We start from the raw sequence: 16,650 nt of genomic DNA, 5'->3' as shown, positions 1-16,650 counted from the left end.
ACCGACCGCCGCCGCGCCAAGCAGATGGAATACAACGAGGAACACGGCATCACGCCCGCGACGATCCGCAAGAACGTCGAGGACATCCTCGCCGGCGTCTACCAGGGCGACGTGGACATGAACCGCGTGACGGCCAAGGTGGACAAGCCGCTCGTGGGCGCGAACCTCCAGGCCCATCTCGACGGCCTGCGCGACCGGATGCGCAAGGCCGCCGAGAACCTCGAGTTCGAGGAGGCCGCGCGCCTCCGCGACGAGATCAAGCGGCTGGAAGCGGTGGAGCTCGCCGTCGCCGACGACCCGCTCGCACGCCAGTCGGCGGTGGAGGAGGCCGTGGAGGGCGCGGTGAAGATGGCCGGGCGGTCCACGGCGGGACGGCCGGGTCAGCGCGGGGGGAAGGCAAGAAGGGGGAGGTGATCAGTGAGCAAGCTTCTTCCTGTGGGCACGTTCCGCAAGCAACGGAAGAAACGTGCTCGGTAGGTTGCCCCGGTCGCCTTTCAACAAGGCGATCAACTCTGCGAGCTTCACCTCCAGGGAATTGCTCCGCTCGTCAGCTTCATCGCGGTATTCCGCCAAAGACTTCAGCGCATCGAGGAGCTTCTTTTCCCTATCGACCGCGGCCCTGGACGCCGCTCCTGGTTCCGGCACGGCGACACCCCGAAGCTCCTGCTCGTGCAACCATTCGTGGAGGGCATCGACGGTATTCTCGAAAGCCTCCATCTGAGTGTCGCCGTCCGAGGCGCAGCCCGGAAGATCGGGTACGAAACCGTAGTAGCCGCCGCCATCGTCCTCCGACAGCGGCACAACCACGATCGCATATTCCTCAGGCCGTGCCATTTGTCCCCTCCTCGAATGAGATATGTGCGTCCACGTACGAAACCAGGTTGCGAATGTAGACGACCTTGATCGGACGGTGCGCCGGAACTGTCAGGATGTCTCGGAGGTGCTTGCTGGACACCTTGTAGTGGCTGCCTTTTCTGGGCGGAAGGAGTTCCAGCCCATGCTGGCGACACACTCGCTCGATGTCCTTGATGGTCCAATCCCTTTTCGGATTGGACCTCATCTGTTCAAGGATGCCCGTCTTCGGCGCCATTGCCGAACGATGAATCATCTCCCCGAGGTTGACAACGGGCAACGGACAGCTCGGCAACAGACACAATGACTGGGTCCGAGGCACAACAGCCGTCGAGGCCGCTGGGTGCCGACGCGGGCACAACGAGTGCTGCATGACGAGGTTGCTTTCACATGGCCCCCCTCGGGTAAGGCATCCCTCCGTTGACCGTTTCCGCCCCGGCGACAAACCTCGTGACCACAGCAACAGCGTCGCGAGGCACCCCATGTCCAACGTCCTGTCGGGCCTCGGCTTCATCGCCGTCACCGCCTTCGTCGTCATACTCGGCGACTATGTCCTTAAGCTCGCCGCCGACCGGGGGCTTGCGACGCTCTCCACGATGGTGGCGCTCGGCGTCGGGCTCTATGCCGTCTCGGCGCTCCTGTGGTTCGGGGCGATGCGGCACCTGACGCTCGGGCAGGCGGGCGTCGCCTATTCCATGCTGACGCTCGTGGCGCTCGCACTGATCGGCGCGCTGGCCTTCGGCGAGCGTCTCGGCCTCCGGGAGCTCGCGGGCCTTGGCTGCGCGCTGACGGCGATGGCGCTGATGGTGCGGGTGGGCTAGCGCCGCACGCTCCGCCGGAAGCCCGCCACCAGCGCCAGCACGATCACCGCGAAGATCGCCCCCACCGCGAGGATCAGGAGGATGCCGCCCGCCGCGAGCGCCGTGACGCCGAGCGCCGCAAGCACGAAGGGCGCGGCCACGGCGGCGAGGATGCCCACCGTCACGTAGAGCGCGGTCGAGCCCATCGCGAGGCGGCTCGCGAAGTAGCCGGCCGCCGCGCCGATCAGCACGAGCAGGATGAGGGCCGCGACGCCCACGACTTCGAGGAAGGCTTCCATGATGTCTCTCCGGTTGATCCGTCGGGAGGATCAACCCCTCCGGCCCCCGAAGGTTTCCCCGCGCCCCTCAGGCACCGAGCCAGACATCGAGGAAGAGCATCACCACAAGTCCCACGGCGAGGCCGGTCGTGGCAAGCTTCTGGTGGCCCGCGCGGTGCGTCTCGGGAATGATCTCGTGGCTGATGACGTAGAGCATCGCCCCCGCCGCGAAGGCGAGGCCCCAGGGCAGGAGCGGCTCGGAGACCCAGACGACGCCCGCCCCGAGAAGACCGCCCAAGGGCTCCACCATGCCGGTCGCCCCCGCCCAGGCGAAGGCGCGGAGGCGCGAATAGCCCTCGCCCAGCAGCGCCACCGCCACGGCCAGCCCCTCGGGCGCGTTCTGCAACCCGATGCCGATGGCGAGCGGCAGGCCGCCCTCGAACCCCTCCGCGCCGAAGCCGACGCCCACGGCCAGCCCCTCGGGGAAGTTGTGGATCGCGATGGCGATGACGAAGAGCCAGATGCGCCGGAGCGCCGCCGCCTCGGGCCCCTCGCGCCCCGAGCGGAAATGCTCGTGGGGCAGCGCCTCGTTCATCAGGTGCACCGCCCCCATGCCGAGCAGGATCGCCGTGCAGACGATGGCGGGCGGGATGGCGCCCGCGAAGTCCTCTCCGGCCGCGTCGAGGGCGGGGAGGATCAGCGAGAAGAAGGAGGCCGCCAGCATCACGCCCGCCGCGAAGCCGAGCGAGAGGTCGCGGAAGGCGCGGCCCGGCTGGCGGCCGAACAGGACCGGCAGCGCGCCCGCCGCGGTCATCGAGCCCGCGGCGAGGCTCCCGAGAAAGCCGAGGAGTATGGGCGACATGGCGTCCCTCCGGTCCGGCCCCGTCCCGGCGCCGCTCCGCCCCCAACGCGCGGGCGTGCGGCGGGTTCGTCCCGCCCTGCCCTACTGCACCGCCCTGCCCTACTGCACCGCCACGACCGACGGATCGCCCGGCACCACGGTGAGGCCGAGCATCTGCCAGTTCTGCATTCCCCCGCGATAGTAGGAGATGTTCTCGGCCGGGAAGCCCGCCGCGATCATGTTCCGCGCGGCCGTGGGCGACTGCCCGCACCATGGACCGTTGCAGAAGAGGACGACGCGGGGCAGATCGCCCTCGCAGATCCAGCCGTCGAAGTCGATCTCGCAGCCAAGCTCGCCCAGCCGGTCCTCGGCCTCGTTGTAGGGCATGGAGATCGCGCCGGGGATGGTGCCCGCCTCGAACTCCGAGGTGATGCGGCCGTCGATGACGTGGGTGTTCGGATCCTGCAGCGCCGCGAGAACCTCGAGCTCGCCCACCGGCGTCACGCCCTCGGCGGGGATCATCGGCTGGATGCAGAAATTGGGGCACGGCCGCGAGGTGAGCGTCCAGTCGCCCTCGAGCCGGGCGGCGTTGTCCTGGTCGCGCAGGATCTCGACGGGACCTGCGGCGGTGTCGACGGTGACGGACATCATGTCGGGCGTGATGCCGACCGGATCGGCGGCCGCGCCGCCCGCGACCAGCGCGAGGGCGGCCGCGAGGGCCTGCCCGTGAATTCTTGCCATTGTCATCCTCCCTTGGATCGATGGCGTCAGCGTCGGATGGTTGGCTTCGTCAGTCAATCGCCCCGGCGTCGCACCTTGCCGGACGCGCGGGCCGCGCCATGTCCATCGCCATGATGCTCCGAACCGCGATGATCGCCCTGCTCCTGGCAAGCTCGGCCCTGCCCGCCCGCGCCTGGGTGGCGGGGGCCGAAGAGCCGCTCTGCACGCTCGAGCATTCGGGACCGGCCGGCGACGTGCGGCTGACCTATGACCCGTCGCTGCCGCTCTACACCATCGCGATCCGCGGGGCGGATACATGGCCCGAGGCCCCGGTCTTCGCCATCCGCTTCGAAGGTTCGCGGGAGAACACGATCTCCACGACCCGCCATGTCCTGTCGGACGAGGGCCGCACGCTCAGCGTCGCGGACGTGGGCTTCGGCAACGTGCTTGACGGGCTGGAGTTCAACGCGGTGGCTGTCGCATTTGCGGGACAGACCGCGCTGGCCTTCGACCTCGCGGGCGCGGCGCCCGAGGTCGCCGCGTTCCGCGCCTGCACGATCGCGCCCTCGGCCTGATCCCGGCGTCCCGCGCCGACCTCAGAAGTCGAAGATGTCGTCGAGGAACGAGCCCCGCCGCTTCTTCTTGTAGCCGTCGCGATGGTCGTCGTCATAGCCGCGCTGCGCACCGGGGTGCGGGGCGTGCCGGGGGGCGGGCTGCGGCGGCGGAGGCGCTGCCGGGGCCGACCGCTCGATGATCTTGTCGAGCTCGCCCCGGTCGAGCCAGACGCCCCGACACTGCGGGCAGTAGTCGATTTCGACCCCCTGCCGGTCCGCCATGACGAGCGTCGTTCCATCCACGGGACATTGCATCGGCCCAGATTCCCTTGCGGTTTGCGTTCTCGCGTATCTATGCCGCGCACGCCCCCGCGCAACGGGCATGGGAAAATGCTATCGGTCGGCCTCGAGTCCCTCGGCCATGGCGCGGGCGACCTCGGCCGCCCATTCGCCGATGATGGGCACGAACTCGATCTGCGAGAAGGCCCAGACGATGACCGAGAGGAGCACGGTCGCCCCGATGACGGTCCCGAGGCCCACGGCCATGCCGCTGAGGAACCGGAAGAACAGGATCCGCGGCACCGACTGGTAGAGCACGACGAGACGATGCCGCCTCAGGTGCGCCAGTTCCTCGCGCAGCGCGCGCACCTCGGCCTCGAGCCCGTCTCCGGGCGTTCCGTCCCCCTCGGCCATCGTCCCCTCAATCCGTCCGGTGAACGGCGAGCACCTCGTACATCACCGGCTCGAAGCTGCGGCAGAGCGCGTTGATCCGACGATTGCGGCGGCGCATCTCGTCGCTCTTGAGCATGTTCTTGAAGTCGTCGCGGCTCTGCCACTGGCTGTAATTCGCAACGCGCGTCTGGGCGTCGTTGACGTGCAGCGCAGCCGAGATGAAGCCCGGCTGCTTCGAGATGAACTCGGCATAAGCGGCGCCCAGTTCGTCGATCAGGTCGTCGCAATTGCCGGGCGAGGTCTCGAAGGTGGTGATGACCGTCTGAAGGCTGGCGTCCTGCGTGATGTGCGGCATGGCTGGCTCCTCCTGCCGAGGAGCCTAGCAATGCGGGGGCCGCGCGGCCAGAGACGATCCGGCCGCCCGCCTGCCGGGCTCAGTCGAACTGGTCGTCGATCTGGTAGTTCGAGATCGCCGCGCTGGTTTCGTTGGCGAGGCTCTCGACGCCGCCCGAGACCGAAAGCATCGTGGCGAGGCCCATCGCGACGCAGGCGGCGCTCAGCACGATCCAGTCGGTGGCGACGGCGCCGCTCTCGTCGGCGGCAAAGACAGTAAACGCGTTCATCCTGAAAACTCCGAAGGAAAATGCCCTGATCACGCTGCGGCCGCCGAGCGAGGGCCGAAAAAAGACCCTGAACGACCGCAACTTTGCCATATTTGGATAGTCGATCCCCCGCCGCCGCGTCCAGCGCCGGACCGGAAACGGTTCATTTCCCGAGGGCCCGCAATGGCTCAGGAGAGCCAGGGACGCATCGCCTGGTAGGCCACCGCCGTCACCGCGTTGGCGAGGTTGAGCGAGCGGATGTGCGGGCTCGACATCGGCAGGCGGAAGGTGCGGTCCGGGAAGGCCGCGAGCGCCTCCCCGGGCAGGCCGACCGTCTCCCGCCCGAAGACGAGGTAGGCCCCCGCCGGATACTCCGGGTCGTAGACCGTCCCTGCCGCGCCGTCGTCCTCGAAGAGGAAGAGCGCCTCGCGCGGCGGCCTGCGGTCGGCGAGGAAGGCGTCCCAGTCGTCGTATTCCGCGAGACGCACGTGTTTCCAGTAGTCGAGGCCCGCGCGGCGCACGGTCTTGTCGCTGAGCTCGAACCCGTAGGGTCGGATCAGCACCAGCTCCATGTCGAGCGCGACGCAGGTGCGCCCGATCGTGCCGGTGTTGCCGGGGATCTCCGGCGCGACGAGGACGATCTTCATGTCGGGCGGACCCGGGGGCCGCTCAGGCATTCGGATGGAGGCCCGCCCCGAAGCGGCGGCCCGTGCGCTCGGCCAGGATGTTCGGGCGCGGCCGCGAGAGCGAGGTCAGGAGGGCCGACCGGTCCGAGGCGTCGAGCCGCGCCGCCGCGAAGTCCCCCGCCCAGGCCAGGAGCGCAGGCCGATCCTGCGGGCGCAGACGGATCGCGCCCTCGACGAGCAGGCCGAGGTTGCCCGGCAGCGTGTACCAGGGGTCCTGGATCTCGCGCATCCGTCCGGGCAGGAGTGCGCCGATCCCCCGCATGAGCCCCGATTCCGAGAAGCGCAGCAGGAGCCTGCCCATGTCCTCGCGGCTGTAGCCGATGAGCGGCGGGAAGGTCTCGAGAAAGACCGGGCCGTCCTCGGTTACGGCGAAGTTGTGGACGTTGGCGTGAAGGCCGATCCGCTCCGCCCGCTGCGCGACGCCCGCCCAGAAGCCGCAGACCGCCCCGGCCACGACCTCGAGCGCGCCGAGCGCCGAGGCGAGGTCGCCCTGCCCGAGCCTGCGCGACAGGATGCTGCCCGCGTCGAGCGCATCCTGAATGACGACCGGTCGCAGGAGGCCGTGCTCGTCGAGGAGCAGGAGCCGGCTCTGCGGCACGCCGAGGCCCGCCCGCGCGAGACAGTCGAGGTAGGTCTCGTGGCGCCGCAGCAGCAGCTCCAGCAATTCCGGGTCGCGCCCGGTACGGTAGGGTTTCACCACCTTGTCGGCCAGCGGGCCGGAGGCCGGTCGGAACGGCGCGCTGAAATAGCCCATGCGGTCGGGGCGGCCGGCCTTCCGCTCGGCCAGTGCGGCGCGCAGATGTCCGACCAGTTCGCTCATCGGTGCTTGCCCAGGCTCCAGCCGGTGGCCCCGGCCAGCCGCGCCTCGCCCTTCGAGGCCGGCAGGTCCTCGAGCGCGGAGCCCATCGAGTCGTTCCAGCGGTTGAGATACCCGAACAGGGCCACGACCCCCATGATCTCGACGATGGCCTCCGGCGCCCAGTGCGCCCTGAGCCGCGCGCCGACCTCCTCCGTCACGGCGTTCGGCACGGCGGTCGCCGCCTGCGCGAAGCCGAGCGCGGCCTTCTCGGCCTCGGTGAAATGCGGGCTGTCCTCGAAGTCGAAGACGCTCGACAGGCGCTCCTCCGAGGCGCCGAAGCGCTCGGAGGCCAGGATCATGTGCGCCTGGCAGTAGAGGCAGCCCGAGGCGAAGCTCGAGACATAGCCGAGGAGGCGCTTGAACTCGGGCGTGACGGCGCCGTAGTCGGTCATCACCGCGATGTTGAGGTCGGTGAAGGCGCGCGCGATCTCGGGGCGGTGCGCCATGGTCCTGACGGAATTGGGAATGAGGCCGAGCGGCCCCTTGAAGAACTGCACGTGCGCGCGCAGTCCGGGGTCCATCCCCTCTTCGTCGAGCGGATCGACTAGGGCCATCACATCTCCTCCCCAGGCAGGATGTCGGCAGAGTCGGACGCTGCCCGAGCCGCGATGGCGGCGCAAGGCGGCGTTAGGGGTTCCTTAACCATCGGACATGCACTCTCTTTTCATGCGTTGCGCAGCCGCCACGATTCCGGGGCCCGGGGCCCCTTCCCGAGGGGCCGGCAGGACGGGACGGACGGCATGGGCGCTTGCCGTCCTGTGCCTCTCCGTCGCCGCCCTTCCGGCATCGGCAGGCCCATGGGCGCGGGGGGAGGGGGATGTCTTCCTCTCCTTCACGATCACCGGGCAGGAGGAACGGGCGGCCATCCTGTCCGGCTTCCTGCAGCCCGAGCCCGCGCTGTCGGCCTACGGCGAGTACGGGCTGGGCGGCGGCCTGACGGCGGGCCTCGACCTCGGCTGGGGCGAGGATGCGCGCATGGCCATCGTCTTCCTGCAACGGACCCTCACGCCGCCCGAAGCCGCCTGGCAGGTCGCGCTCGACGCAGGCGCGGGCATGCGGCTGGCGGAGGGGCAAGAGGCCACGCCTCTCCTCCGCGTCGGCGCTTCGCTCGGCCGCGGCTTCGGCGACTGGGAGACGACGCTCGCCGGCATCGGCCTCGGGCACGACGGCGGATGGATCACCCTCGACACGGCCGCCTTCCTCGACGCGGACGGGGGCGAGGCGATCTGGCAGGCCGAACTGACCCTCGGCGCGACCCTCGGCGACCGGGCCCGCGGCATCCTCGCGCTGAAGGCCGAGGAATGGCCGGGGTCCGAGGCGATGGTGACGGCGCGGCCCTCGGTCGTGCTGTCCATCGGCGAGGGCACCTCGCTCCAGGCCGGCGTCACGGCACCGCTCCGCGGCAGCGACGCCTTCGGCGCAAGCCTCTCGCTCTGGCGGGAGTTCTGAGGGCAGGGCACTCCGTCGCCCTGTCATCCGGCGGACGCCCCCCCGCTCAAGCCGTGCCGCGGACGCCCCTCGCTCCGGCGGGTGCTCCTCCGGCCCGACCCGCGCGAGGCCTGTCGTGCGACCTCCGCTCCCGTCCGGTGTCGGGCCGCCCCCGCGGTGGAGACGCGTTCGGCGCGCGCCTCGCGCACTGGCGGGAGCTGCGGCAATTGCGCCTCCCGCGCGTTCAGTCCTCCGACGGACGTCCCCCGCTCCACCGGTGCCTTGGACGCCTCTCGCGGCACCGGGAGGTCCGACGAGCGGCGCACGCGCCCGTCCTGTCGTCTGCCGGTCGCCCGCCCGCTCCACCCGTCCCACGGCGGCCCCTCGCTGCACCGCGAGTCCGGGCGGGTCGGGCCCTCGTGCCTCCTGTCGACGCGGGGAGGCGCTTCCGTCGGGCGTCCCTGCGCTCCTCCGCCGCCGCGAAGGGCTCGGGGCGGGTCTTCCGCTCCGGCGCGACTTCTGGCGGCCGATCCCGCGACCGTGCTAACCTCGCCCCATGACCGACCGGCCCACCGATCCCGTCCGCCCCACCGACGACGAGGCCCGCGCGCTTGCGCGCGATCTCGTCGCCTCCGCGCGGCACGGCGCGCTCGGCGTGATCGACCCCGACACTGGCGCCCCCATGGTCACGCGCATCGCCGTCGTTCCGGGCCCCGACGGGATGCCGATGACGCTGGTCTCGACCCTCTCGAGCCACACCGCCGCGCTCGAGGCGAACCCCGCCTGCTCGCTCCTGCTGGGCGAGCCGGGGGCGAAGGGCGATCCGCTCACCCATCCGCGCCTGACGCTCCAGGCGCGCGCCGAGGCGGCCGACAAGGCGGCGCTCCGCGCGCATTACCTGACGCTCTACCCCAAGGCGCAGCTCTACTACGATTTCGGGGATTTCCGGCTGCTGCGGCTCGTGCCGGAGCGCGCCTTCCTCAACGGCGGCTTCGGCAAGGCCTACCGGATGACGGCGGGCGATCTCGCGCCCTGACTACCAGTGGAGGGTTCCGGCCGCACCCTTGATCCGACCTGTCAGGTTCGGCGTGACCCAGCCGCCGTAGAAATCGCCGGGCTGTGGGCGCACGCGGATGGTTCCCACCCAGGCCTCGTCGACGGAGCCCGCGTAGAAGGACAGGTGGTCCTTCAGGCCCGCATAGCGCGCGACCGGCGCCGGATAGGCCCATGCCGCGTTCCGCGACCGCCGCCCGTCGAGCACGATGTCGACATAGGCGGCCCTGCCCTTCCATTCGCAGAAAGTCTCCCGCGCGGAGGGCACGAGAGCGGCCATCAGCACGTCCTCGGGCGGGATGTAGTAGGTGGGCGCGTGGTGGGTCTCGAGAATGCGCAGGCCCCGCGTGGTGTCGGCGATGGTCACGCCGCCGAAGACGACACGCAGACGCTCGGACACGGGTTCGAGCGCGGGGGGACGTGGGTAGTCCTGCACGTTCTCGACGGGAAGGGCGGTCATGCTGTCCTCGGCTTCACGCCGGAGGAGGTAGTCCTGCACGGGCGCGAGGGAAACCCCGGACCGCAAGGTCCGGGACCGGAATTGCCGGCAATTCCGGCGCGGAAAAGCCGGCTTTTCCGCCCCTCACGTATCGCAGCGCGCGGTCAGGTGGACGGCGCCGCGCACGGGTTCCGACCAGGTGAGCTGGATCGACTGCCGCCCCGTGCCCGCCCTCGGCGTCGCGAAGGGCATCGTGAAGACGGCCGCGTTCCCGGCGTTGCGCACCGCCCCGTCCGGCAGGAGCGACAGGGCCGCCACCGCCTCGCAGCCGAAGGGCAGCGCGTCCGCGAGATCGACGGTCCAGACCTGCGCCGCCGTGTTCTGCACCGCGCGGCGCACGACCGGGTTCTCCGTCCGCTTCGTCACCCCGTGGAAGGTGTTGCCCGAAAAGAGCAGGTCGTGCGCCCGCGTCAGGTCGAGCGCGGCGACCGAGGCGTCCACGCCCTCCACCGCCTCGAGCGGCGGGCCGTTCGTGTCCTTGAAGAGGTTGTCGCAGATGGAGACGCCGTTGAGGTAGTGGTCGGGCCCGTAGGGCTTCACGAGGATGAACTTCATGAAGGGCGTGGCGTTCGAGGCGAAGAAGATGTTCGAGGTGACCGCCAGCCCGTGGAAGCTGTACTCGCCCAGCATCGCGGGCTCGGCGTCGTGCTCGTTGCCCCATTCGAGGAAGCAGTTGTCCACGTAGTTGCCGGTGAAGGCGGTCTTGGCGTTCGTTCGCGTCAGGATCACGCCGGCCGTGCGGAGGCCCTCCGTCTCGTCGTCGCCCTGGAAGACGTGGTTGCCGCTGACGATGTTGCCCGCGCCGCCCATGACGGCGAAGTGCAGGAACCGCACCGCGCGGTTGTCGCGCAGCTTCACGTCGCCCGCGTTGGCGTTCAGCGCGATCGACACCCGGTCCTGCACGGGCAGCGCCTGCTCGTCCGAGAGAAACTGGCAACGGTCGACCTGGAGGCCCTGGCATCCCGTGCCGGACGAGGTGATGCCCCGGTCCTTCGGCCCGGTGAAGAAGCAGTCCTGGACCTGGAAGACGATGCCGTCGACGGGCAGCATCACGCCCGAGGCGCGTCCCGCGCAGAGGAACTCGATCCCCGAAAGGACGAAGCGCTGGAGGTTCAGGAAACCCGAGAAGTCGAAAAGGTAGCGGAAGCGGCGGAAGGTGTAGTCCTGCTGCGCGGGCGCGCCCCAGAACGGCGCGGAGAGCGTGATGCGCCCCTGCGCCGCGTTCACGGCGGTCACGTAGACCTCGCGGCCGACGCCCTGCGGCGCGGTGACGAGCGCGCCCACCGGGATCGAAGCGGCGTTCGACACACCGGTGAGTTCCAGCGGCGCCGCGGCCGACCAGTTGGCGGTCCGCAGGTGCACCGCGTCCGCCCAGCCGGGCCCGTCATCGGCCGTGATCTGACCGTTCCGGATCACCCGGCGGTTGGCGTAGGTCGTCCGGTTGCCCACGGCCGCCTGCACGTCGAGGGGTTCGGACAGGAGCACGCGCCGCCCGCAGAGGTCGAAGGCCTCGAACTCCGACTGGTTGAAGAGCGCCTGAAGCCCCTTGCGCAGCCCCGTCACCTCGTCGCCGAAGGCCTCGGCATAGCCGTCGAGGTCGTAGTTGCCGAGAAGGACCAGCCGCGCGTCGGCGGGCATGTCGAGCCTTCCCTCGAAGCGCAGGGGGCTCGTCATGGTGAGGGTCGCGCCGATGCGGTAGACGCCCGCGGGCACCAGTACCTCGCGCCCGGCGGCGGCGGCGTCGGCGGCGAGGAAGGCGTCACGGTCGTCGGTCACGCCGTCGCCCGCCGCGCCGAAGTCGAGCACGTCGACCCAGTCCATCATCCGGCGGTGGAAGACCTGCGTGACATCCTCGATCGCGATGGCCTCGATCCGCACCTGGCCGGAGTTCGGACCCGTGAGGTCGAGGCCGAAATGCCCGTAGGCGGGAGCGTCGCCCCAGGCCATGTCGACGCCGGTGCGCCCGCCCGTGCCGACGATGGCCGCGACGGTGACGACCTCGCCGTAGCCCTGAAAGGCGGCGGAGGGCCCGGTCTCGACGAGGCCTGCGACATGGGCGCCCGAGGCGTCGCCCGCCCAGGCCGCGATGCGGACCTCGGGCAGGTTGCCCGACAGCACCTTCAGCCGCGCCGAGACGCGGAGGTAGAGCCCCGGCAGGATCGGCGTCTGGCCCATGTGGCGCAGCCGCGTCACGCTTTCGGTCTTCACGATCTCGAGGCAGTCGCCGAAATCGGCATCGGCGGGAACCAGGGCGGCGTTCGCGGCGGTGGCCCAGGTGTCGCTTCCGGGCGTGCCGTCCTGCCGGGACCAGACGGACAGCCCGTCGGAGAAGGGCGGCGGCATCAGCGAGAGGCCGGCGGTGATCGCCTGGTTCATGGTCTACCCCTTTGCGGCGCGGCCGAAGGAGCGGACGAGGTGCGCCCCGGAACGGCCACCTCTGTTGTGCGAGCGATGTCTGTGACGGCCCGGCGCATCCCGGGCCGGACAGGCGGTCGTTCTACCGCGAAATGGCTAACGGGCGGTTAAGGTTCCCTCAGGCACCGACCTGGGGCGCGCTCAGGACCTGCACGCCGTTGATCCGCCAGCCCGCCTCGGTGCGCACCATCTGATAGCCGAGGTAATGCGCGGTGCCCGCGCCGTCGATCACCTCGACCCGCTGCACGAGCACGCCGCCGAAGGACTGGAGGTCGATGAACTCGACCGCGCCCGGGCTCCAGACCATGGGATAGCCCTGCTCGACCATGCGGCCGAAGGTGTCGGGATTGCCGAAGAGGCGCTGGATGTTCGGGCTCGCGTACTGCCAGGCCTCGGCCACGTCGCGGGCGCGGAAGGCGTCGAACTGGCTGCCGATGATGGCCTCGATGGCCGGGTCGGGGGCCAGACGCTCCTGCGCAGCGGCGAGGGGCGCGCTGAAGCAGAGCGTCAGGCAGGCGAGAAGGATGCGCAGCATGTCCGGGTCTCCTTGTGTCGCGGCGGGGCCTGTCGCGGGAGATAGCGCGCCCGCGCGCGGTTTCACGCCCCGTCGAGATCGAGGAACGAGAAGGCGCGGCGCAGCTCCGCCGTGCCGTTCGTCCGGTACCAGCGCCCGTGGGCGAGGATCACGCGCTCGGGCGCCCAGCCGATCATCCGCCGAACCGCCCCGGCGAGCTGCGCCTTGTCGAAGGTCAGCCGCATGTCGCGCGGCATCGAGCCGCCGGGGTCCTGGTTGCCCGCCACGTAGGTCGTGATCCTGAGGTGCCAGGGGAGCTTGCCCGCCTCGAAGTTCTCGATGAGGTCGGTCAGGATCAGGGTCCGGGTGGCCTCGTGGAAGAACACGGCCTCGCGGTGGATGCGGCTGCCCGGCACGATCATCTGCGCGAGATCGAGGCTCCAGGCCTCCGGCGCGGCGTCGGTCAGGCGGTGGTCCACGCGCAGGCGCACCCCCCTGCCCTTCGCCCGCTCGGCCACGCCGGGGGCGGCCCAGGTCTCGGCGGCGGGGACGGCATCGGCCCAGTCCTGCACCCAGGCGTAGTGCAGCCAGTTCGGCGCGACGAGGTGGCGGACGGGGCCGATCTCGTCCAGCGCCTCGAGGAGCGCGCCGGAGAAGGCGATGGGCGAATGGAGCCAGAGCGCACCCGAGGACAGGCGCACCACCGTCATGCGCGTCGGGAAGGGCATCCGGTAGAGGTCGATCTCCGGCCCGTCGACGATCCAGACGTCGCGCGCGACGGGCTTGAGCGTGAAGAGCGGCGGGTATGTCCCCTCCGCCGCCATGGCTCAGGCCGAGAGCTCGCCCCGCAGGCCCCGGTCGATCAGGGCCCGCGTCTCCTCGATGCCGTAGAGCGCGACGAACCCGCCGAAGCGCGGCCCCTGGCTCGCCCCCATCAGCACCTCGTAGAGCGTCGCGAACCATGCCCGCAGCGGCTCGAACCCGTGGGTCTTGCCAACGGCGTAGACGATGGACTGGAGGAATTCCTCGTCCTGCCAGTCGACCGTCGGCAGGGCGGCCTCGCCACCTTCCTGCGCGGCCTTGCGCGCGAGGACGTCGAGGGCGCGGTCCGCGTCGCCGAGGCAGTCGCGAAGCTCCTCCAGCGCCGCGCGCTCCTGCCCGGTGGGCGCGCGGAAGACCTTCGCGGGCTTCACGAAGTCCTGGTAGTAGCGCACCGCGAAGCCCGCCGCCCGGTCGAGGTCGGGATGGCTCTCGGGCGAGGCCTGCGGCGCGTAGCGGCGGATGAAGCCCCAGAGCGCCTCCTTCTCCTCGGCGTGCGCGACGCTCGCGAGATTGAGGAGCATCGCGAAGCTCACGATCATGGTGGAGGCCGGGACCGCGCCCGAATGGATGTGGTAGACGGGGTTCGCGAGCTGCTGCTCGACCGGCTGCTCCGGATAGGCCTTGAGCTGCTGGTGATACTCGTCCACCGCCTTCGGGATCACGTCGAAATAGAGCCGCTTGGCCGTCTTGGGCTTGCCGTACATGAAGTAGCTCAGGCTCTCGGTCGCGGCGTAGGTCAGCCACTCGTCGATCGAGATGCCGTTGCCGGAGGACTTCGAGATCTTCTGCCCGTTCTCGTCGAGGAACAGCTCGTAGGTGAAATGCTCGGGCGCAGGCGCGCCGAGGATCTCGCAGATCGCGTCGTAGATCGGCGTGTTCGTCGAATGGTCCTTGCCGTACATCTCGAAGTCGACGCCGAGCGCGGCCCAGCGCGCGCCGAAATCGGGCTTCCACTGGAGCTTGCACTGCCCGCCGGTGACGGGAACGGTCCACTCGCGGCCCGTCTCGTCGTCGAAGGTGACGGTACCGTCCTTCGGGTCCACGTGCTTGATCGGGACGTAAAGGACGCGCCCCGTCTCCGGATGCAGCGGCAGGAAGATCGAGTAGGTCTGCTGACGCTCCTCGCGCAGCGACTTCAGCATCACCTCCATCAGCGCGTCGTAGCGCTCGGCCGCGCGCAGGAGGATCTCGTCGAACTGCCCCGAGGCGTAGAACTCGGTCGCGGAATAGAACTCGTACTCGAACCCGAAGGTGTCGAGGAAACGGCGCAGCATCGCGTTGTTGTGGTGGCCGAAGCTCTCGAACTCGCCGAAGGGATCGGGCACGCGCGTCAGCGGCTTCTGCAGGTGCTCGGCCAGCATCTCGCGGTTGGGCACGTTGCCCGGCACCTTCCGCATCCCGTCCATGTCGTCGGAGAAGCAGATGAGCCGCGTCGGGATGTCCGAGATCACCTCGAAGGCGCGGCGGATCATCGTCGTGCGCAGGACCTCGCCGAAGGTGCCGATATGCGGCAGGCCCGAGGGGCCGTAGCCCGTCTCGAAGAGGACGTATCCCTTTTCGGGCGGGCCGTTCTCGTAGCGTTTGAGCACGCGGCGCGCCTCTTCGAAAGGCCAGGCCTTCGAGGTCATCGCGGCGTCGCGCAGCTCGGTCATCGTCTCGGTCCCCGTTTCGCCCGGACCCCCTCGGCCCGGCGCGCACCCGCACCTATTGCTCCGGCCCGTCGGCGTCAATAAATACCGCGGCGAGCAGGAGAAGGACCCGCGCCATGACCGACCACGCCCTCAGCCCCGAAGACGCGCTGGTCGCGGTGATGGTGGCCGTCTCCGTTTCGGACGAGGCGATCCGCACCGCGGAACTGGTGAAGATCGACCAGATCGTGAACCACCTGCCCGTCTTCGCCGCCTACGACGCCGACCGGACCCGCTCCGTCGCCCAGACCGTCTTCGAACTCTTCGAGGACGAGGACGGGCTCGACGCGCTTTTCGGTCTGGTGCGCGAGGCGCTGCCTGAGAAGCTCTACGAGACGGCCTATGCCATCGCCTGCGACGTGGCCGCCGCGGACGGCGCGCTCCAGCAGACGGAACTGCGCTTCCTCGAGGAGATGCGCCACGCGCTGAACGTCGACCGCCTGCACGCCGCCGCCATCGAGCGGGGCGCGCGCGCGCGTCACATGACGCTCTGAGCTTCTAGCGGAAGATCGTCCCCCAGCGGTCCAGCAGCGCGGACTGGAGGATCTTGGCCCGGGCGATATAGGTCCGGCCGCCGGGCGGCCGCTCCATCTGGTCGGGCGTAAGCCGCGCACGGCGCTCGAGGTCGGCGCCGAAGATCGAGAAGGCGAGAACCCGGCCCGAGGGCGTCTCGGCATAGCCCGCGAGCGTCGAGACGAAGTTCAGCGTCCCGGTCTTCGCCACGACCCGCAGCGGATGGTCCGGCATCGGCGCGCCGTTGCGGTCGAGGACCGGAATGTCCTTCATCAGGCTGCGCAGGATGCCGTTCGGGCCGGCCTCGACGAGCGCGCGCGTCATGTCGTGAGGCCTCAGGCGGCTGTCCACGCCGAGGCCGGAATGATCGACGAAGTGCGCTTGCCGCGCGCCAAGCCGTTCGCGCATCCAGGCGCCCATCTCCGCGCCGCTCTCGGTCAGCGTCTCGGGCCGGACGCCACCCGCCTGCGTCGCCGAGAGGCCGACCACCTCGGCGGTCAGGTTGGTGGACCACTGCATCATCCCGCGCAGGATCTCCTCGAGCGGCGGGCTGGTGTATTCGTGCAGGATCTGCGCGCCGGGCGGCGCGCTCTCCGAGAAGACCGGCGTGCCGAGCGGGATGCCGCGCTGCCGCGCGAGGGTCTGGAAGACCTCGGCGAGATAGGCGTGCGGCCGCCGCACCGGCAGCCAGCGCCCCCCGTTCTCGCCGAGCGCGCCGCGCGCCACGGTCCAGGCGTCCCGCACCTCGCCGCGCTCGAAGGTGTAGACGGGGAAATCTCGGTCCTCGACCACCATGCTCGACACGGTCACGGCGGGCGAGAAGTTCGCCGACCGCGCATCCATCCGCACGGTGT

General features: G+C 70.2%; 23 protein-coding genes. 6 read left to right on the top strand and 17 right to left on the bottom strand.

The genetic code is table 11. The annotated features are described in order from the left end of the window. On the top strand, positions 1-414 hold a 414-nt coding region (locus tag ACTS11_RS05985), incomplete at its 5' end, for a UvrB/UvrC motif-containing protein (protein WP_442639424.1). Here the strand turns inward: ACTS11_RS05985 and ACTS11_RS05980 are convergent. Further along, positions 415-834: a type II toxin-antitoxin system HicB family antitoxin gene (locus ACTS11_RS05980; RefSeq protein ID WP_442639423.1), complete on the bottom strand. Its 420-nt coding sequence runs from the start codon at positions 832-834 to the stop codon at positions 415-417. It abuts the gene before it with no gap. A 500-nt stretch (positions 835-1,334) separates the two neighbouring features. Here ACTS11_RS05980 and ACTS11_RS05975 point away from each other — a divergent pair, with 500 nt between their 5' ends. Continuing rightward, positions 1,335-1,673, top strand: coding sequence for a hypothetical protein (locus tag ACTS11_RS05975; protein WP_442639422.1), 339 nt, complete (start codon positions 1,335-1,337; stop codon positions 1,671-1,673). On the opposite strand, the gene ACTS11_RS05970 is transcribed toward ACTS11_RS05975, so the two are convergent. The 3 genes from ACTS11_RS05970 to ACTS11_RS05960 all read right to left on the bottom strand — a co-directional run bounded on the left by ACTS11_RS05970 (position 1,670) and on the right by ACTS11_RS05960 (position 3,512). Then, positions 1,670-1,951 carry a GlsB/YeaQ/YmgE family stress response membrane protein gene (locus ACTS11_RS05970; RefSeq protein WP_442639421.1) on the bottom strand — a complete coding sequence of 94 codons (282 nt, stop codon included), beginning with the start codon at positions 1,949-1,951 and terminating at the stop codon, positions 1,670-1,672. The two genes, ACTS11_RS05975 and ACTS11_RS05970, sit on opposite strands and share 4 nt — an antisense overlap. A gap of 67 nt (positions 1,952-2,018) precedes the next feature. After that, a complete protein-coding gene (locus ACTS11_RS05965) occupies positions 2,019-2,792 on the bottom strand; it encodes a ZIP family metal transporter (protein WP_442639420.1) in 774 nt (257 codons plus the stop codon). 99 nt (positions 2,793-2,891) lie between these two features. Beyond that, positions 2,892-3,512, bottom strand: a complete 621-nt coding sequence (locus ACTS11_RS05960) for a rhodanese-like domain-containing protein (protein WP_442639419.1) — start codon at positions 3,510-3,512, stop codon at positions 2,892-2,894. Positions 3,513-3,622: 110 nt separating this feature from the next. Between ACTS11_RS05960 and ACTS11_RS05955 the strand changes: the two genes are divergently transcribed. After that, positions 3,623-4,066, top strand: a complete 444-nt coding sequence (locus ACTS11_RS05955) for a hypothetical protein (RefSeq protein ID WP_442639418.1) — start codon at positions 3,623-3,625, stop codon at positions 4,064-4,066. 21 nt (positions 4,067-4,087) lie between these two features. On the opposite strand, the gene ACTS11_RS05950 is transcribed toward ACTS11_RS05955, so the two are convergent. The 7 genes from ACTS11_RS05950 to ACTS11_RS05920 form a co-directional block, all read right to left on the bottom strand. Then, on the bottom strand, positions 4,088-4,360 hold the full coding sequence (locus ACTS11_RS05950) for a zf-TFIIB domain-containing protein (protein WP_442639417.1): 273 nt from the start codon (positions 4,358-4,360) through the stop codon (positions 4,088-4,090). A 78-nt stretch (positions 4,361-4,438) separates the two neighbouring features. Beyond that, entirely contained in the window at positions 4,439-4,738 is a 300-nt protein-coding gene (locus ACTS11_RS05945) for a DUF5665 domain-containing protein (protein WP_442639416.1), read from the bottom strand. A 7-nt stretch (positions 4,739-4,745) separates the two neighbouring features. Next, positions 4,746-5,072, bottom strand: coding sequence for an antibiotic biosynthesis monooxygenase family protein (locus ACTS11_RS05940; protein WP_442639415.1), 327 nt, complete (start codon positions 5,070-5,072; stop codon positions 4,746-4,748). Positions 5,073-5,151: 79 nt separating this feature from the next. Further along, positions 5,152-5,340, bottom strand: a complete 189-nt coding sequence (locus ACTS11_RS05935; RefSeq protein WP_442639414.1) for a hypothetical protein — start codon at positions 5,338-5,340, stop codon at positions 5,152-5,154. A gap of 167 nt (positions 5,341-5,507) precedes the next feature. Continuing rightward, the gene (locus ACTS11_RS05930) at positions 5,508-5,966 is read right to left on the bottom strand and encodes a tRNA (cytidine(34)-2'-O)-methyltransferase (protein ID WP_442639413.1); all 459 of its coding nucleotides are present in this window, start codon (positions 5,964-5,966) and stop codon (positions 5,508-5,510) included. A 22-nt stretch (positions 5,967-5,988) separates the two neighbouring features. After that, a complete protein-coding gene (locus ACTS11_RS05925) occupies positions 5,989-6,825 on the bottom strand; it encodes a DUF6206 family protein (protein WP_442639412.1) in 837 nt (278 codons plus the stop codon). Continuing rightward, positions 6,822-7,418, bottom strand: a complete 597-nt coding sequence (locus tag ACTS11_RS05920; protein ID WP_442639411.1) for a carboxymuconolactone decarboxylase family protein — start codon at positions 7,416-7,418, stop codon at positions 6,822-6,824. Before ACTS11_RS05920 ends, ACTS11_RS05925 begins: the two co-directional genes overlap by 4 nt. 112 nt (positions 7,419-7,530) lie before the next feature. Between ACTS11_RS05920 and ACTS11_RS05915 the strand changes: the two genes are divergently transcribed. Both ACTS11_RS05915 and ACTS11_RS05910 read left to right on the top strand, forming a co-directional pair. Continuing rightward, positions 7,531-8,313: a hypothetical protein gene (locus ACTS11_RS05915; RefSeq protein WP_442639410.1), complete on the top strand. Its 783-nt coding sequence runs from the start codon at positions 7,531-7,533 to the stop codon at positions 8,311-8,313. Between the two features lie 535 nt (positions 8,314-8,848). Beyond that, a complete protein-coding gene (locus tag ACTS11_RS05910; protein WP_442639409.1) occupies positions 8,849-9,328 on the top strand; it encodes a HugZ family pyridoxamine 5'-phosphate oxidase in 480 nt (159 codons plus the stop codon). On the opposite strand, the gene ACTS11_RS05905 is transcribed toward ACTS11_RS05910, so the two are convergent. The 5 genes from ACTS11_RS05905 to ACTS11_RS05885 all read right to left on the bottom strand — a co-directional run bounded on the left by ACTS11_RS05905 (position 9,329) and on the right by ACTS11_RS05885 (position 15,247). Beyond that, positions 9,329-9,844, bottom strand: coding sequence for a DUF427 domain-containing protein (locus ACTS11_RS05905; protein ID WP_442639408.1), 516 nt, complete (start codon positions 9,842-9,844; stop codon positions 9,329-9,331). Between the two features lie 84 nt (positions 9,845-9,928). Further along, on the bottom strand, positions 9,929-12,220 hold the full coding sequence (locus ACTS11_RS05900) for a glycosyl hydrolase family 28-related protein (RefSeq protein WP_442639407.1): 2,292 nt from the start codon (positions 12,218-12,220) through the stop codon (positions 9,929-9,931). Between the two features lie 157 nt (positions 12,221-12,377). After that, positions 12,378-12,794, bottom strand: a complete 417-nt coding sequence (locus ACTS11_RS05895) for a DUF4864 domain-containing protein (protein WP_442639406.1) — start codon at positions 12,792-12,794, stop codon at positions 12,378-12,380. Positions 12,795-12,856: 62 nt separating this feature from the next. Next, a complete protein-coding gene (locus tag ACTS11_RS05890; protein WP_442639405.1) occupies positions 12,857-13,597 on the bottom strand; it encodes a DUF4336 domain-containing protein in 741 nt (246 codons plus the stop codon). A 3-nt stretch (positions 13,598-13,600) separates the two neighbouring features. Further along, positions 13,601-15,247, bottom strand: a complete 1,647-nt coding sequence (locus ACTS11_RS05885; protein WP_442639404.1) for a lysine--tRNA ligase — start codon at positions 15,245-15,247, stop codon at positions 13,601-13,603. A gap of 113 nt (positions 15,248-15,360) precedes the next feature. On the opposite strand from ACTS11_RS05885, the gene ACTS11_RS05880 reads away from it, so the two are divergent. Further along, positions 15,361-15,777 (top strand): tellurite resistance TerB family protein, encoded by a 417-nt coding sequence (locus ACTS11_RS05880; RefSeq protein ID WP_442639403.1) that lies wholly within the window; start codon positions 15,361-15,363, stop codon positions 15,775-15,777. A gap of 4 nt (positions 15,778-15,781) precedes the next feature. On the opposite strand, the gene ACTS11_RS05875 is transcribed toward ACTS11_RS05880, so the two are convergent. Continuing rightward, positions 15,782-16,650: D-alanyl-D-alanine carboxypeptidase (locus ACTS11_RS05875; RefSeq protein ID WP_442639402.1), on the bottom strand; the 869-nt coding region annotated here is incomplete at its 5' end.

The organism is Roseicyclus sp., from assembly GCF_052168335.1.
In the GTDB taxonomy this organism is placed as follows: domain Bacteria; phylum Pseudomonadota; class Alphaproteobacteria; order Rhodobacterales; family Rhodobacteraceae; genus Roseibacterium.
Note: the sequence above shows the minus strand (reverse complement) of the source record. Positions and strands in the feature narration are given on the sequence as shown.